Genomic DNA, 15771 nt, shown 5'->3' with positions numbered 1-15771 from the left:
AGGGTCGGACCATGGCTGCGCACCATGGAAGGTGGCGCGCGAGCGGCTACGGCGAGTGCATCGGTCGCGTGAAGCGCGAGCGGCCACGGCGTCCGGTCTTGTGCCAATGCCGCGGCCGGCTCGTGAACTGCCGGTGCAACGCCAGGCGGCATGACGACATCGTCACGCCCCGCCAAACCGAAACCGACACGATGCGTGAAGATCATCGCGCGAAAGCTCGACGAACCATTGACGCCCGCGCTCCCAGCATCGGGGGTCCTGCCTTCATCATCCCCCGGAGTTCCTACCCCATGGCCGATCGCAAGCAAGCCTCCAAGCCCGCCGCCCCGCCCTCCAACGATCAAGCCGGCCAGGGTGGGGAGCTGCACCAGCCCGCGGGTGGCACGCATCCGGCACTGACCACCAACCAGGGCATTCCGGTCAGCGACAACCAGAATTCCCTGCGCGCCGGTCCCAAGGGACCGACACTGCTGGAAGACTTCGTTCTGCGCGAGAAGATCACCCACTTCGACCACGAGCGAATCCCCGAGCGCATCGTGCACGCACGCGGCACCGCGGTGCATGGCTATTTCGAGCTGACCAAGTCGCTGTCCAAGTACACCACCGCCAAGATCCTGACCGAGGTCGGCGAGAAGACCCCGGTCTTCACCCGCTTCTCGACGGTGGCCGGCGGCGCCGGTTCGGTCGATACCCCGCGCGACGTGCGCGGCTTTGCGGTGAAGTTCTATACCAAGGAGGGCAACTGGGACCTGGTGGGCAACAACATCCCGGTGTTCTTCATCCAGGACGCGATCAAGTTCCCCGACCTGATCCACGCAGTGAAGATGGAGCCGGACCGTGGCTTCCCGCAGTCGGCCACCGCGCACGACACCTTCTGGGACTACATGTCGCTCACCCCCGAGGCCATGCACATGGTGATGTGGGCGATGAGCGACCGCACCCTCCCGCGCTCACTGCGCATGATCGAGGGGTTCGGCATCCACACCTTCCGCCTGCTCGACGCACAGGGAAAGAGCACCTTCGTCAAATTCCATTGGCGGCCCAAGCTGGGGCTGCAGTCGCATGTGTGGGACGAGGCGGTGAAGGTCGCCGGCGCGGACCCGGATTTCCTGCGCCGCGACATGTTCGAGGCCATCAGCGCTGGCGACTTCCCCGAGTGGGAGCTGGGCGTGCAGCTGTTCACCGAAGAGCAGGCCGAGCAGTTCCCGTTCGACCACCTGGACTCCACCAAGATCATCCCCGAGGAAACCATCCCGCTGCAGATCATCGGCAAGATGGTCCTGGACCGCTGGCCGGACAACTTCTTTGCCGAAACCGAGCAGGTCGCCTACTGCCCGGCCAACATCGTGCCCGGCATCGACTTCTCCAACGATCCGCTGCTGCAGGGCCGGCTGTTCTCCTACCTGGATACCCAGCTCTCGCGCCTGGGCTCGCCCAACTTCCACCAGATCCCGGTCAATGCGCCCAAGTGCCCGTTCCACAACAACCAGCGCGATGGCCACATGCAGATGGGCGTGCCCAAGGGCCGGGTCGCCTACGAGCCGTCCTCGCTGCAGGACGACAGCCCGCGCGAGACGCCGGCTGGCTTCACCAGCCACGCCACGGTGGATGATGGCGCCAAGGGTCGCGTGCGTGCTGAAAGCTTTGCCGACCACTACAGCCAGGCGCGGCTGTTCTATCGCAGCCAGACCAAGCCCGAACAGGCGCATATGGCCTCTGCCCTGGTCTTCGAGCTGTCCAAGGTCGAGACCGCGCATGTGCGCGCGGCGATCGTGGGCCACCTGCGCCACATCGATGCCGATCTGGCCCAGCGCGTGGCCGATGGCCTGGGCATGGACACGCTGCCTGAAGCGCCCAGCACCACCACCGAGGTTGTGGACATGGCGCCGTCCCCGGCGATCCAGCTCATCGGCAAGATGAAGGACACCCTCAAGGGACGCAGTGTCGGCATCCTGGTCGACGATGGCTCGGACGCGGCTACGGTCAAGGCGCTGTCCAAGGCCATCCAGGACGCGGGCGCCATGGCCAAGCTGGTAGCGCCGAAGCTGGGCGTGAAGCTGTCCGATGGCAAGAAGCTCACCGCCTTTGGCCAGCTGGCGGGCACGCCGTCCTTCATGTTCGACGCGGTGGCCATCGTGCTCACCCCCGAGGCCGGCAAGAAGGCGTCCAAGGACAGTGCGGCGATCGACTTTGCCAGCAATGCCTGGGCGCACCTGAAGGCCATCGCCAGCGACGCCGGCGCCGCGCCGCTGCTCAAGGCCGCCAACGTCGGCAAGGACGCTGGCATCATCGATGCGTCCGATGCCAAGGCCTTCATCGCTGCGGCGAAGACCCGGCAGTGGGCGCGCGAGCCCAAGCTGCGCATGCTGGCCTGAGCCAGCGCAGCGGGTCTCCCGTCAGCAATCGCAGGCAGGCCGCCCGCTCCGGGCGGCCTGCCTGCTCTTAGAGGTTCAGCGGCGCAGCGCCATGACCACGTCCAAGGCCTCGCGCAGCTTGGCCGCGGTGACCGGCTTGACCAGGTGATGGTCAAAGCCGGCGGCCCGGGTTTTCTCGCGATCTTCCTCCGCTCCCCAGCCGGTCAGGGCGACGATGCGCAGGTCCTGTCCATCGGGGCGCTGGCGCAGGCGCCGACAGACCTCGTGCCCATCCAGTCCCGGCATCCCGATGTCGGTAAACACCACGGCCGGATGCCCGGCCGCGACTGCGTCCAGGCCTGCCAGGCCGTCGTAGCAGGTCACCACCTGATGTCCCAGCGCCTGCAGCACCATGGAGATCGAGTCGGCCGCGTCGCGGTTGTCATCGATGACCACCAGGGTCAGCACGCTGGGAGCGGCCTTGGCCTGGGCATCGGCGGACGGCAGCGGCGTCACGCTCGCGGCGTCGAGCGGGAGCTGGATGGTGAAGCAGCTTCCCTTCCCCAGCCCATCGCTATGGGCCTCGATGTGGCCCTGGTGCATCTCCACCAGTTCACGGGCCAAGGCCATGCCAACGCCCAGTCCCCCCAGGGTCGCGTCCCGACCGTTGTCGGCCTGCGCGAACAGCTCGAAGATCGTCTCCAGTTGGCTGGCTTCCATCCCTAGCCCCTGGTCGCGCACACGCAGGTGCGCCTTGTCCTTGTGTTCCAACAGCGAGAGCCAGACACGTCCGCCTTCGGGACTGAACTTGACCGCATTGGCCAGCAGGTTGCCCAGCACCTGGGCCAGGCGTGTGGGATCGATCCTGACCCACACCGGGCCGTCGGGCAGCACGCATTCCAGGGTGAGCCCATGCTGAAGGTAATGAGGGCGGAAGGCTTCGGCCACTTCGCGGACCAACTGCACCAGATCGCGCCGCTCCAGGCGCAGGATGACCTTGCCCAGGGTGATGCGGTTGATGTCCAGCAGGTCGTCGAGCAGCTCGGTCATCTGCGCGATCTGGCGCTCCATCATCGGCGTGGCCGGATGACTGGATACGCCATGGCTACCGAGTTTCATGGCTTGCAAGCCACTGGTGATGGTCGCCATGGGATTGCGCAGTTCATGGGCCAACATGGCGATGAACTCGGTCTTGCGCCGCCCTTCCTCGCGCAGCGCGTCCTCGGCCCGCTTGCGCTGGGTGATGTCGCTGAACAACACGCCGACCTGACCACAGCCTGGCGCACCGACCGGAAAGGCGTGGACGTCGTAGTAAAAGCCCAGCGCCGACGCCCCATGCTCGAAGCGCTCTGGCACACCAAGGCGTGCGATCCGCCCGTAGGTCTCGAACCAGTGCGCCTCATGCGCCGGCGCGATCTCGCGCATGCGCCGGCCGACCGCATCGACGATGCCGGTCACGCCCTCGAAAGCGGCATTGACCTCCAGGAAGCGATAATCGACCGCCTGGTCCTGCGCGTCGAACAACACCTCGATGATGCAGAAGCCCGACTCGATCGAATCCAGCAGTTGCCGGTACTTGTCGGCGGACTGCTGCGCACGCTGGTCGTGCATGGCACGGCCGCTCACGTCATCGAGCACGCCAAGCAAGCGCATCGCGCGTCCCTGGGCGTCACGTTCGATCACCTGGACACGGTCGCGCAGCCGACGCTCCTGCCCGTTCGCAGCGCTTACCCGATATTCGAGGTCCAGGGGCTGCCCCGTCCGCAGCATGCACTCGTATTCGGCACGGGCGCCGTCCACATCGTCGGGCAGCACCGCATGCCACCAGTCAGGGGGACCACCCGGGTCGAGGCCAAGCAACTCGTACAGATGCCCGGGCGCAGTCCGCGGAATCGCATGCGCGGCACTGGCCTCATACAGCATCCCCGTAGGGCGTCGCGCATCGAACGGTGGCGCAAGCGCCGTCGACGCTTGAGTGGTACGGATGGAAGCCAGTGTCGTGGTCCTGCCTGCAGGTCGTGCCCGTTCGCGCGAGGGTAGCGACCTTCACGCTGAGACAACGTGAACGACACGTGCTTCCATCAAGGCACTTGCCCCCGCCTCACTTCGAGGGCGTCTTCGGGCTCGGCGCAGGATCAGGCGCGTCGGAACGTGAAGGATCCGGCGCATGGCCGCGCGGCACATGCGGCATCCCCTCGCGCGAGGCCGGTTGCGACTGCGGGTCGTTGCGCTCGTCGTTGGTGCGTTTGCCAGGCTGCTCCCCGCGCTCCAGTGGCCCTGGCATCCGCGCTTGCTCAACTGCGTTGGTCGGGCGGCTCGGGTCCTGTCTTTGGTCGATGTTGTCTTTCATATGGATCTCCATAAGGGATGGGATGAGACGCAGTTAGCCATGCGATGCGCCGAGGCAGACCGCAGACGCGGGCGGCATCAGGCGGCGTTGCGTTTGCGGGTATGCGCGGCTTTCTTGGCCGCAGCCTTGCGAACCGCCGGCCCCTTGGTCCTGGCCGCCTGCTTGGCGGCCGCAGAACGACTGGCCTGGGTCCGCTTGCTGGCGGCCTTCTTTGCCTGACGCGAGAGAGCCTGTTTGCTCGCCACCTTCTTGGCCGACGACGAGGATTTGGCCGCGGTCTTCAGCGCTTTCTTGGCGCCCTTGGATCTGGTCGGTGAGGTGCGCTTACCGGCCTTGCCCGATTTCGCGGCCTTGGTGTCCTGTGCGGCCTTGCGCTTGACCGTCTTGGAGGCCGTCTTCGACGGCTTGACCTCGACCCCATCACGGCGTGCCTTGGACAGGCCGATGGCGATGGCCTGCTGGGTGCTCTTCGCACCGTGCTTGCCCTCTCTAAGATGATCGATTTCCTCGCGGACGTATTCGCCCGCCTGGGTCGCTGGAGACTTGCCCTCGCGTCGATCCTGCGCGGCGGCCTTACGTGTGCGTTGTTCAGGCATATCGGTCCTCGTGCACGAAGTGGCGATACCAAGACATCATGCGTCTTGGCCCGGTGAGCCGAAGGTGGAGTCCATACGATTCAATGCACACGGCTGACTAACATGCAGCCAAGCCATCGCCGACCCACACATGCGCGGACACCCGCCCGCTTTCCGGGTCGGCGCCTCTCGCCGCCGCCAAAGCTTGGCTAAATCGTTTTAGGTTCAGGTCTCGTCCCTCGCGGCGCCTTGAACGCAGGGCTGCATGACGCGATCCAACCGTGCTAGCGTTCATTTCTCGATCACGCTTTCCGGGAATGGGCCATGCGATACCCACACCGCGCTCGCCAAGGCATGCGCGCGATTTGTAACGTTTTAGCTTGCGCAGCGCTGCTGGCGTCCGGTGCGGCCGGCGCCGCGTCGCTGACCACCGCGCAGGAACAGGCTTTCGCGGCGGTCGATCCCTTCATCGGCAGCGGCGGCGAGGGTCACACCTTTCCCGGGGCCACCCTGCCCTTCGGCATGGTCCAGCTCTCGCCCGATACGCAGATCAAGTCGCGCAAGGACGGCTATGGCTGGGCCGCCGGCTACCGCTACAGCGACCACACCATCGTCGGCTTTTCGCATACCCACTTTTCGGGATCGGGCCACTCGGACCTGGGCGACTTTTTGGTCATGCCGACCACCGGCGAACTGCAGCTCGAGCGCGGGGAGGTGGACAAGCCGGGCAGCGGCTTCACCTCGCGCTTCGACCACGCCACCGAAACCGCGCAGCCGGGCTACTACGCCGTGACCCTGGCCGACTCGGGCGTGCGCGCCGAGCTGACCGCCACCGCGCGCGTGGGCCTGCACCGCTACACCTTCCCGAAGGGCAAGCCCTCGCACGTCATCCTGGACATGCGCACCAGCATGTACGACTACCCGGGCAAGGTGTTGTGGTCGCGGGTGCGCATCCGCCCGGACGGCACCATCACCGGCTTTCGCGAGACGCGTGGCTGGGCGGCCGGGCGCCAGCTGTACTTCGCCATGCGCTTCTCGCGCCCGGTGACCGCGCACACGCTCAACGACACCGAGCAGAACGTGATCTACAAGGGCTTCGCCCCGCCGGCAGCCGATGATCCGTCCAAGCGCGCGCAGATCGAAGGCCGCCAGCTGGTGGCCAGCTTCGACTTCGGCGATGGCGGCGGTCCGGTGCTGGTGAAGATGGCGATTTCGCCAGTGAGCGAGGACAACGCCGTCGCCAACCTGGAAGCCGAGGCCCCGGCGTGGGATTTCGATGGCGCACGCGCCGCCGCCAAGCAGCAATGGGCCACCGCGCTGGCCGCGGTCGACGCCCAGGGCAGCAAGCAGCAACGCACGCAGTTCTACACGGCGCTGTACCACAGCTTCCTGGGGCCAACGCTGTTCATGGACGTCGATGGCCGCTATCGCGGCCCGGACAACGCCGTGCACCAAGCCAAGGGCTGGACCAACTACTCCACCTTCTCGCTGTGGGATACCTACCGCGCCCTGCACCCGCTGCTGACCCTGGTGCAGCCGCCGCAGCACACCAACGACATCGTCAACTCACTGCTGGCTTCGCGCCGCGAGAGCCCCTACGGGATCCTGCCGGTGTGGGCATTCAACGGCCTGGAGACCTGGTGCATGATCGGCTACCACGCCGTGCCGGTGATCGCCGATGCCTACATGAAGGGCATCCGCGGCTATGACACCACCGAGGCCCTGGACGCGATGGTCGCCAGCGCCGACTACGGTCCCTACGACGGCATCGCCCAGTACCGCGAACTGGGCTATGTCCCGATCGACGAGGAAGGCGAAGCCGCGTCCAAGACGCTGGAGTACGCCTTCGACGACTGGACGATCTCCCAAGTTGCCAAGGACATGGGCGACGCCAAGGTCGCCGCCGAATTCACCCAGCGCGCCGGCAACTGGAAGAACGCCTACGACCCGGCCACCGGCTTCATGCGCGCCAGGAAGCGCGACGGCGCTTTCCGCGAGCCCTTCGATCCCACCGCCAGCGGCTATGGCACCGACTACACCGAGGGCAACGCCTGGCAGTACTCCTGGTACGTGCCGCAGGACGTGGCCGGCCTGGCCAAGGCCCACGGGGGCGCCGACAAGCTGCTGGGCATGCTGGACCAGGCCTTCGATGCCAAGGTCGATCCGAAGGTCTTCGAGCACATGGAGGACATCACCGGCCTGATCGGCTGGTATGCGCACGGCAACGAGCCGGGCCACCACGTGTCCTATCTGTACGCCTACGCCGGCCAACCCTGGCGCACCCAGCAGCGCCTGAAGCAGATCATGGACACCCAGTACAAGGCCACGCCCGACGGCCTGGCCGGCAACGACGACCTGGGCCAGATGTCGGCCTGGTACGTGTTCACCTCACTGGGCTTCTATCCGGTCACCCCGGGCAGCAACCAGTACGTGATCGGCCGGCCGTTCCTGCCCCGGGCCACGCTCAACCTGCCCAACGGCAAACGCTTCACCGTGGTGGCCGACGCGCTGGACGCCAAGCACACCTATGTGGGCAAGGTCACGCTGGACGGCAAGCCGCTGGACCGTGCCTACGTCACCCACGAGGAGATCATGGCCGGCGGGGAGCTGCACTTCACCATGCAGGCCGAGCCCAACAAGAACTGGGCCACGGACCTGAGCAAGCTGCCTTATTCGCAATCGACCCAATAGGCGCGCACGTCCAACGCCGAAGGGCCGCAGGTGCAGCATGCGGCCCTTCTCCCATCGGCACGCCACAGGGCATGCCGGGCGAGCGCGCCTAGAGCGACTGCAGGATCAGCGAATGCCAGCCTGTGCTGTAGGTTTCGTAGCCGGGCGAAGCGGCATGGGCGATGCAATGCACACGGCCATCGAGATCGGCCAGCACCGCGCCGCGTGGTTGCTTGAACAAGGCCTCACGGCCAGCAAAGTCGATCCGCTCCTGCAACATGCGCCCCGCCGAATCGGCCAGGACCTGCCCACGCCCGTCCACGATGCACACCCGGGTGCGGGTCCACTCCTGCGCCGACAGCGGCGTGCGCTGGACGACCGTCTGGGCCAAGGCATCCCAGCGAAACACGATGCCCAGCACGCCCAGCACGCGTCCGTCGACCCGCCCGCCATCACGCACCGTGCAGGCGTACACCAGGACGCGTTCGCCGTCGGCCAGCGCGCTGGGGTGCACGTCCTGGAAGCCGAACTCTTCGCCGCTGCGTGTCCGCGAGGCCTCCTGAAACCAGGCCTGGCCGGACACGTCGCTCCCCACCGAGTCATATTGCCGCGGTCGGCCGTTGGCCAGGACCCGGCCGTCGGTGCCGGCCAGCACCAGATCGAAATAGACCGTATACGAGTCCAGGATCTGGCCCATCCGGCGTGATGCGTGCGCCAGCGCCTCGTCGCTGCGGCCCTGGCGCGCAGCGGCGACCACGGCGGCGTCGGTGGCCCACCAGCGCACGTCGCAGCTGCGCTCGTAAAGATTCCGGTCAATCAGATCGATGTTGCTCAGGGCCAGTTCGCTCAGCCGGGTCTGACGCACGCCATCGTCCAGCCGTTGCAGGGTCTGGCGCATGTCGGCGCTGGTCGTGGCAGCGACCTTGTCCAGGTCCAGGGTGGCGTCCGCGACGCGCCGCGACAGTACGTCCATCTCCTGCGCGATGACACTGAAGCCGCGGCCGGCCTGGCCGATGCGCGCAGATTCGATTCGCGCATTCATGGCGATCACGTGGGTGGTGCGGTTGATCTCATCGATCCGCTGTAGCGAGCGTCGCAGCTGGATCAGGAGTTGATCGGAAAGGCCCACCACAGAACGGATGTGATCATCGATTCCCACCGCTGTGGGCGTGCCTGCAAGGTTCATTTGCGCTGTCGGTGGGAGGGAGGGAGGGGACAGCAAACGCAATTTCACTTGAACACTTAACGGCCGCCGATCGCGCACCTTGAGACGAACGTGCTCGGCACACGCACAGCCACTGAACTAGCTCAGCGACGACCTGCCACGGCTTGCCTCGCGGGCGTCAGCACCCGGGTCACCCGTGTGCCGCTCAGGCCACGCGCTGCGCGAACTACGGCCCCGGGATGGGGTCGTGGTGCTGGCCAGGCTGCCGTTCCGAGTCTTCCTGCTCGCGCCCGTCGTGCTCGGCAGGGATGTGGCCGGGCATGGGCACTTCGGCGTTGGGATCCATGTCGGAAGGGGAAACCGGTTGTGCGGGCTGGTTGGGCACGGCGGGAGACCTGGGCGATGGAGGTCCACACAGACTGCGCCAAGGGATGTCAGTGTCCCGCCTGCAAGGCGTGAAGCGCTGACCGCTTACAGGCGCGGCGCGCTGGCCTGATTGAAGTTGGCCGGCAGGCTGCCGAAGGCGTCGGCCGACATCGGCGTCGCGGCCTGCTCGGCGTTGCCGCCCAGGTTCAACGCGCCCGAACGCGACTGGGCCGGAGCGGTCCACGGCTGGCCCACCGGCTGCACCAGGGCCATCGTCGGCGCCGGCTGACGCAGCAGACGCTCGGCCCGGGACTGCAGCGCCGGGCTGGAGACGAACACGAAGATCCCCGCCATCGCAAGCGCGCCGGCACTGATCGCGGCCCGCAACGGCCAGGCCGGACGCGTGGCTTCGCGCAGGCTCATGGCGCGCAGGGCCGCGCGCTCGGCATAGACGTCCACCGCCGGCAACGGCTGGTCGGTGCCGGCCGGATGATCGGCCATCACCAGGTCGCCGTGGCGCAGCGCGGCCTGGTGCGCGGCGACCGTAAAGCCACCTTCGCCGATGAGAAACGCACGTTGCGCGCCCACTTCGAAACGCTCGGCCGCCAGCTGCTGAACTGCACCCTGCGCCAGCGCACCGTGGCGCCGTGCGTAAGCGTGGACCAGGACCTGCTCACGCTCCTTGGTCAGCAACAGCGCGGTGTCCGGCGCATTGGCCGAGGTGGCTGATGCGGCAGGCAGCACTTCGACGGCATAACCAAGCGCGCGATACGCCTTGGCCAGACGCGCTGCGGCTTCGTCGGCCACGCCGCGACCGGCGCGCCGCTCGCGGGAGAATGTGATGCCTTGCATGGTATGGCGCCCCTGTTCCGTAGGTCTTCGTAGAAGACCTACGGCCTGTGTAGTCAAGACTTGAGGGGTCCACAACCAAGATCCCGTGCCAGATCACCGAACTCCCAACGGCGTCTCACTCGGGACGTGCGCGGAATACCACACTCATGCGCGGCGCCACAGCCTGGCGCGTCTTGGGAATGCCGTGTTCGTGGGTCATCTGCGAGGCATGACTCATGACCAGCAGGCTGCCCGGGGCCAGGTCCAGCGCCCAGGTGCGGCGTCTCCCTTCCCGCGCCCGGATGTGCATGCGCCGCGTGCCCCCCAGTGACAGCAGCGCGATGGGCTGGCCCGGTTGCAGCGTGTGCAGCTCGTCATGGTGCATGGCCACGCTGTCACGGCCGTCGCGGTAGAAGTTCATGCCCACACCGGTGTACGGCGCCGGCACCCTGCCCTGCACCAGGGACAGCATTTCGGCCAACGGCAGTTGCGCTGGCAGTTCATCGAGCCGATAGCCGGCACGCAGGCGCGGGACATCGACGATGCGGTCGTACATCGGCCTGCGTTCGTGCTGCCAGTGGGCGTGATCGCGCAGGGCCTCGAACCAGCGCGTGGCCGTGCCCGGATCGACGACATCCGGCCAGTAGCGCATCCCGCCCTCGGCATCGTCGAACACCGTGATCGGCGCCGGCGCGAACAGGTCGTCCATGAAGGCGTTCAATGGAAATCCCGGGAGGGCAGCGACAGTTCGCCCAGCAGTTCGCTCATGTCGCGTAGATCGCCGGCGATGAGGTGTTCGACACCATCCACGCGCTCCCAGCGCCCGCGCACCGCCAGCAGCCGCGACTCCAGCAGCGCGCGCCGGCGGCGTATCGCCAGGTGCGACCAGACGATGACATTGATCATGCCGTGCTCGTCCTCCAGCGTGACGAAGATCGTGCCCTTGGCCGTGGCCGGGCGCTGGCGCTGGGTGACCAGCCCGGCCACGTGCACGCCGCTGCCGCTGGCCCGGCCCTGCAGCTCGCGCAGGCCGAGGATGCGCTGGGCGCGCATCTGCGGGCGCAGCAGCGCCATCGGATGCGCTTCCAGGCTCAGGCCCACGCTGCGGTAGTCGGCGGTGATGTCCTCGCCGATGCGCGGCGCAGGCAGGTCGATGCGGCGCTCTGCCGGGCTGCCGGGCAGCAGCGGGCGGCGCCGTTCGATCCCGGCCACCGCCCAGCGCGCGGCATTGCGGTGGCCGACCAGGGATTGCAGTGCACCGGCTTCGGCCAGGGCGGTGCGGGCCTTGTCGTCGAGTTGCGCACGCAGGCTCAGGTCCTCGACGCTGGAGAACGGTCGCTGCGCGCGCGCGGCCACGATCGCCCTGCCCGCCAGTTCGGACAGGCCGGCGACCTGGCGGAACCCCAGGCGGATGTCCGGCTGCGCCCCTAGCTCGTCCTGGCTGCGCCACGGCCGCCCACCGACGAGCGTGTTGTCCCAGTCGCTGTGCAGCACGTCCACCGGCAGCACGTGGATCGCCTCGCGCGCGGCCCTGCCGCGGCGCGCGTCCTGCACGATCTGGCTGGGCGAATAGAAACCCATCGGCTGGGCATTCAACAGCCCGCAGGCAAACGCCGCCGGCTCGTGCCGCTTCAACCAGCAGCTGGCATAGACCAGCTTGGCGAACGAAGCCGCATGGCTCTGCGGGAAGCCGTAGGAACCGAAGCCTTTGATCTGCTCGAAGATCTGGTCGATGAAGGCCGAGTCATAGCCTTTGGCCTCCATCAGCGCGCGGATCTTCTGCCGATGCGGCTCCATGTCCCCGCCACGCCGCCACGCCGCCATCGAGCGACGCAGGCCATCGGCTTCGTCCGGCGAATACCCGGCATGGATCACCAGTTCCATCACCTGCTCCTGGAACAGCGGCACGCCCAGGGTCGGGCCGAGGATTTCCTCGACGCCCTGCGATGGATACGTAGGCTGCTCCAGCCCCTGCCGGCGTCGCAGATAGGGATGCACCATGTCGCCCTGGATGGGGCCGGGGCGCACGATCGCCACCTCGATCACCAGGTCGTAAAACTTCGCCGGCTTGAGCCGCGGCAGCATCGCCATCTGCGCGCGCGACTCGATCTGGAACACGCCCACCGTGTCGGCCAGCTGGATCATCTGGTAGGTCGGCGCGTCTTCTTTTGGAATGGTGGCGATCTCGTAATCGCGCCCGCGATGCACGCGCACCAGGTCCAGGGTCTTGCGGATGCAGGTCAGCATGCCCAGCGCCAGGCAGTCGACCTTGAGCATGCCCATGGTTTCCAGGTCGTCCTTTTCCCACTGGATGATAGTGCGCTCGGCCATGGCCGCGTTCTCCACCGGCACCACCGTGGACAGGGTCTGCTCGGCGATCACAAAGCCGCCCACGTGCTGGGACAGGTGCCGAGGCTTGCCCTCCAGCTGGAAGGTCAACGCCAGGATCTTGAGGATCAGCGGATTGGCGGTGTCGAAGCCGGCCTCGGCCAGGCGCTGCTCCATCGGCGTGTCGCCATTACCCCAGCCAAAGCAGTTGGCCAGCAGCGCGATCTGGTCCGGTGGCAGGCCGAAGGCCTTGGCGACATCGCGCACCGCGCTCTTGCCGCGATAGCTGATGACCGTGGCCGCCAGCGCGGCGCGGTGCCGGCCGTACTTGCGGTAGACGTACTGGATGACTTCCTCGCGCCGCTCGTTCTCGAAATCCACGTCGATGTCCGGCGGCTCGTTGCGCGCCTTGGACAAAAAGCGCGAGATCAGCAGCCGGTTCTCGTCCGGGTCCACCGCGGTGATGCCCAGCGCGTAGCAAACCGCCGAATTGGCCGACGAGCCACGCCCCTGGCACAGGATCTGCTGCGAGCGCGCGAAGCGCACCACATCGTGCACGGTCAGGAAGAACGCCTCGTACTTGAGCTCCTCGATCAGCGCCAGCTCTTGCTCGATGTCGCTGCGCACCTTGGCCGAAAGTTTCAGCCCGCGATCGTCCCAGCGCGCGCGGATGCCGGCTTCGGTCAGTTCGCGCAGGTAGCTGGTGGCGGTGTGCCCGGCTGGCACCAGCTCGGCCGGATAGTCGTATTGCACATCGCGCCTGAGATCGAAGCCGCTGCAGCGCTGGGCCAGCGCGACGGTGGCCTGCAGCAGTTCGGCCGGATAGATATTGCCCAGCGCCCGGCGCGAGCGCAGGTGGCGCTCGCCATTGCGGAACAGCTGCGCGCCGGCCTCGGCCAGCGGCACGGTGTGGCGGATGGCGGTCATGGTGTCCTGCAGCGCGCGGTCGCGACGCGTGGCCATGTGCACATCGCCGCTGGCCAGGGGGGGCATGCCCAGCTGTCGGGAGAGCGCCAGCAGCGTGTCCAGGCGCGCGGTATCGTCGCATTCGCGCAGCAGCTCCACCGCCAGATAGGCGCGCTCTGTAAATACCTGGCGCAGCCATCGCGCCTCCTCTTCCCGTGGCGCATCGCCCGGCAGCCACAGCGCGAACAGCTCCGGTGCCGCTTGGCGAAACTGCGCCTCCACATCGGCGCGCGTGAGCGTGTAGCACCCCTTGGTCGCCGCGCGGCGCGCGGTGGTGATCAGCGCGCACAGCTGCGTGTAACCGGCGCGCGTTTCCACCAGCAGGACCAAGCGCGTGCCATCGACCAGGGTGAACTCGCTGCCGACGATCAGCGGCACGCCGGTGGCCTGCGCGCCCTCCCAGCCGCGCACGATGCCGGCCAGCGAACATTCGTCGGTGATGGCCAGCGCGGTGTAGCCGCAGGCCTTGGCCCGCTCGAACAGGCTTTCCGCATCCGAGGCGCCGCGCAGAAACGAAAAGTCGGACAGGCAATGCAGCTCGGCATAGGCCGGCAGGCCATCGCCGTGCCCGCCGTGCAGCACATCGTCATTGGCGGCCTGGCGCAGGCGCTGGGCCACGCGCCAGGCGCGCGGCATGCGCCCGCCGGGCGTGTCGCGATCCACCCCGTCGATGGCGTCATCCCAGCTCATGCGAACCAGCCGTGCAGCATCCAGCCGCCCTCGCGCACGCCCGCCGGCAAGAACGCCCAGGCGCGCTGACCCCGGGCGGTCTCCACCACGTAGTAGTCGCGACGGGTGTCGCCGTCGTCCCACCAGCCGCTTTCCAGGCGCTCGGGGCCGGAGAGGATCTTCGGCGGGGCGTGCAGCGGGACCGGCTGCGGCAGCAGCCAGGTCGGGCGCGGCGGACGGGCGGGCGCGGCTTCGACGCCACGCGCAGGGGCATCACCGATGGCCCGGCGCCAGGCACGTTCCGGGCGCGGATCGCCCGCCGGTTCGACCCGATACACCGACGCATCGCCCAGTCGCGCACGCAGGCGCTCGCGCAGCTGCGGCCAGTCCACGGCCTGCTGCGGGCGCGTATCGAACAGGTCGCGCGCGGCCGGCACGAACGGTGGCAGCTGGCGCGCCAGCAGACGCACGCCGACCACCGGGCGCGGAATCGACACCCGCTCCAACCGGTTGCGGGCCAGCTCGAACAGCATCGCCTGGTCGCGCTCGGGCGCCAACAGGCCGACGTCCACGTCGGTGTGGCCCTGCTCGTGCTCCAGCCGCAGCACGAAACGCTGTACGCCCCCGTCGCGGATGGACAGGTACGTGCACAGGTCACCGATCAAGCGCCGCAGCGGAAACAGCAGTGCCATGTGGCTTTCCACTTCGTAGCCCATTTCCACGCGCGCGTCGAAATGGTCTGGTGGCGCGTACCAGTCCAGCGGATCGTCGGCCTGCCCGTATAGTCGGTCCAGGTGCTCCAGTAGCGGCAGGCCGAAGCGCCGTCGCACGGCCTCGCGCGGCAATGCGCGCACGGCGGCCAGCGTACGCAGGCCCATGCGGTGCAGACGCTCGCCACTGTCCTGCGGCAGCCGCGCGCCGCGCACCGGCACGTCGTCGAGCACCCGCTGCAGGCGCGCGAGGTTGGCAATGGCCTGGCCGTCCTCCAGCCCGGCCAGCACATGGGCCGCGCGCGGTGTCGGCGCCAATGCCAGGCGATGGCGGAAACCCAGCGTGTCCAACTCCTTGCGCAGGCGTCGGGCGAACTGCGGCCATGGCCCGAACAGGCGGAAACTCGCGCGCGCCTCCAGCACGATGGCGTGCGGCCACTGCTGGCTGACCAGCGAGCTGTGCCGGTAGGCCCAACTGGCCAGGAAGCGCTGGCTGCGCGCCTGGTCCTGGGCGTCGAAATCGACCGTGCGCACCTGGGTCATCAGCGCGTGCGCCGCCGACAGGCGCATCCCGGGGTTGAGGCCGGCCTGCGCGGCGGTGGCATTGACCGAGTGCAGACGCCGCAGCTGCGCCGGGCCTTCGACCAGCACCAGCGGCGCTCGGCGCTCGTCTTCGGGCAGGCGCCGCAGCACGGCGTCCATGGCCAGGTGCGGCAACAGGATGCAGGCCCAGAGCATCAGCGTCGCTCCTGTGCAGGCGCGGCGTCAGCGTCGGGGCGGAAGGCCG

Annotated in this window: 10 protein-coding genes; 2 read left to right on the top strand and 8 right to left on the bottom strand. The window is 67.9% G+C overall.

Annotation, left to right across the window (positions count from 1 at the left end):
* Nucleotides 1-290 precede the first annotated feature (290 nt).
* Nucleotides 291-2375, top strand: a complete 2085-nt coding sequence (locus ACORQU_RS16100; RefSeq protein WP_491642084.1) for a catalase — start codon at nucleotides 291-293, stop codon at nucleotides 2373-2375.
* Between the two features lie 75 nt (nucleotides 2376-2450).
* Here the strand turns inward: ACORQU_RS16100 and ACORQU_RS16095 are convergent, their stop codons facing one another.
* From ACORQU_RS16095 to ACORQU_RS16085, 3 genes are all read right to left on the bottom strand, one after another.
* Nucleotides 2451-4277, bottom strand: a complete 1827-nt coding sequence (locus ACORQU_RS16095; RefSeq protein ID WP_491642083.1) for a hybrid sensor histidine kinase/response regulator — start codon at nucleotides 4275-4277, stop codon at nucleotides 2451-2453.
* Between the two features lie 178 nt (nucleotides 4278-4455).
* Nucleotides 4456-4704 (bottom strand): hypothetical protein, encoded by a 249-nt coding sequence (locus tag ACORQU_RS16090; protein ID WP_491642082.1) that lies wholly within the window; start codon nucleotides 4702-4704, stop codon nucleotides 4456-4458.
* Nucleotides 4705-4781: 77 nt separating this feature from the next.
* Entirely contained in the window at nucleotides 4782-5300 is a 519-nt protein-coding gene (locus ACORQU_RS16085; protein ID WP_491642081.1) for a DUF6496 domain-containing protein, read from the bottom strand.
* Between the two features lie 303 nt (nucleotides 5301-5603).
* Here ACORQU_RS16085 and ACORQU_RS16080 point away from each other — a divergent pair, with 303 nt between their 5' ends.
* Complete coding sequence (locus tag ACORQU_RS16080) at nucleotides 5604-7970, top strand: GH92 family glycosyl hydrolase (RefSeq protein ID WP_491642080.1); 2367 nt, start codon at nucleotides 5604-5606, stop codon at nucleotides 7968-7970.
* Between the two features lie 88 nt (nucleotides 7971-8058).
* Here ACORQU_RS16080 and ACORQU_RS16075 read toward each other — a convergent pair whose 3' ends face one another.
* From ACORQU_RS16075 to ACORQU_RS16055, 5 genes are all read right to left on the bottom strand, one after another.
* Entirely contained in the window at nucleotides 8059-9078 is a 1020-nt protein-coding gene (locus ACORQU_RS16075; protein WP_491642078.1) for a cache domain-containing protein, read from the bottom strand.
* A 507-nt stretch (nucleotides 9079-9585) separates the two neighbouring features.
* Complete coding sequence (locus ACORQU_RS16070) at nucleotides 9586-10332, bottom strand: hypothetical protein (protein ID WP_491642077.1); 747 nt, start codon at nucleotides 10330-10332, stop codon at nucleotides 9586-9588.
* Between the two features lie 115 nt (nucleotides 10333-10447).
* Nucleotides 10448-11020 carry an alpha-ketoglutarate-dependent dioxygenase AlkB gene (locus tag ACORQU_RS16065; RefSeq protein ID WP_491642076.1) on the bottom strand — a complete coding sequence of 191 codons (573 nt, stop codon included), beginning with the start codon at nucleotides 11018-11020 and terminating at the stop codon, nucleotides 10448-10450.
* 8 nt (nucleotides 11021-11028) lie between these two features.
* Entirely contained in the window at nucleotides 11029-14295 is a 3267-nt protein-coding gene (locus ACORQU_RS16060; RefSeq protein WP_491642074.1) for an error-prone DNA polymerase, read from the bottom strand.
* Nucleotides 14292-15722 carry a Y-family DNA polymerase gene (locus ACORQU_RS16055; protein WP_491642073.1) on the bottom strand — a complete coding sequence of 477 codons (1431 nt, stop codon included), beginning with the start codon at nucleotides 15720-15722 and terminating at the stop codon, nucleotides 14292-14294. The genes ACORQU_RS16060 and ACORQU_RS16055 overlap by 4 nt, the downstream gene beginning before the upstream one ends.
* Nucleotides 15723-15771: the final 49 nt, after the last annotated feature.

Source organism: Pseudoxanthomonas sp. JC1303 (assembly GCF_058448525.1).
The sequence above is the reverse complement of the archived record's forward strand: the minus strand, read 5'-3'. Positions and strand labels throughout refer to the sequence as shown.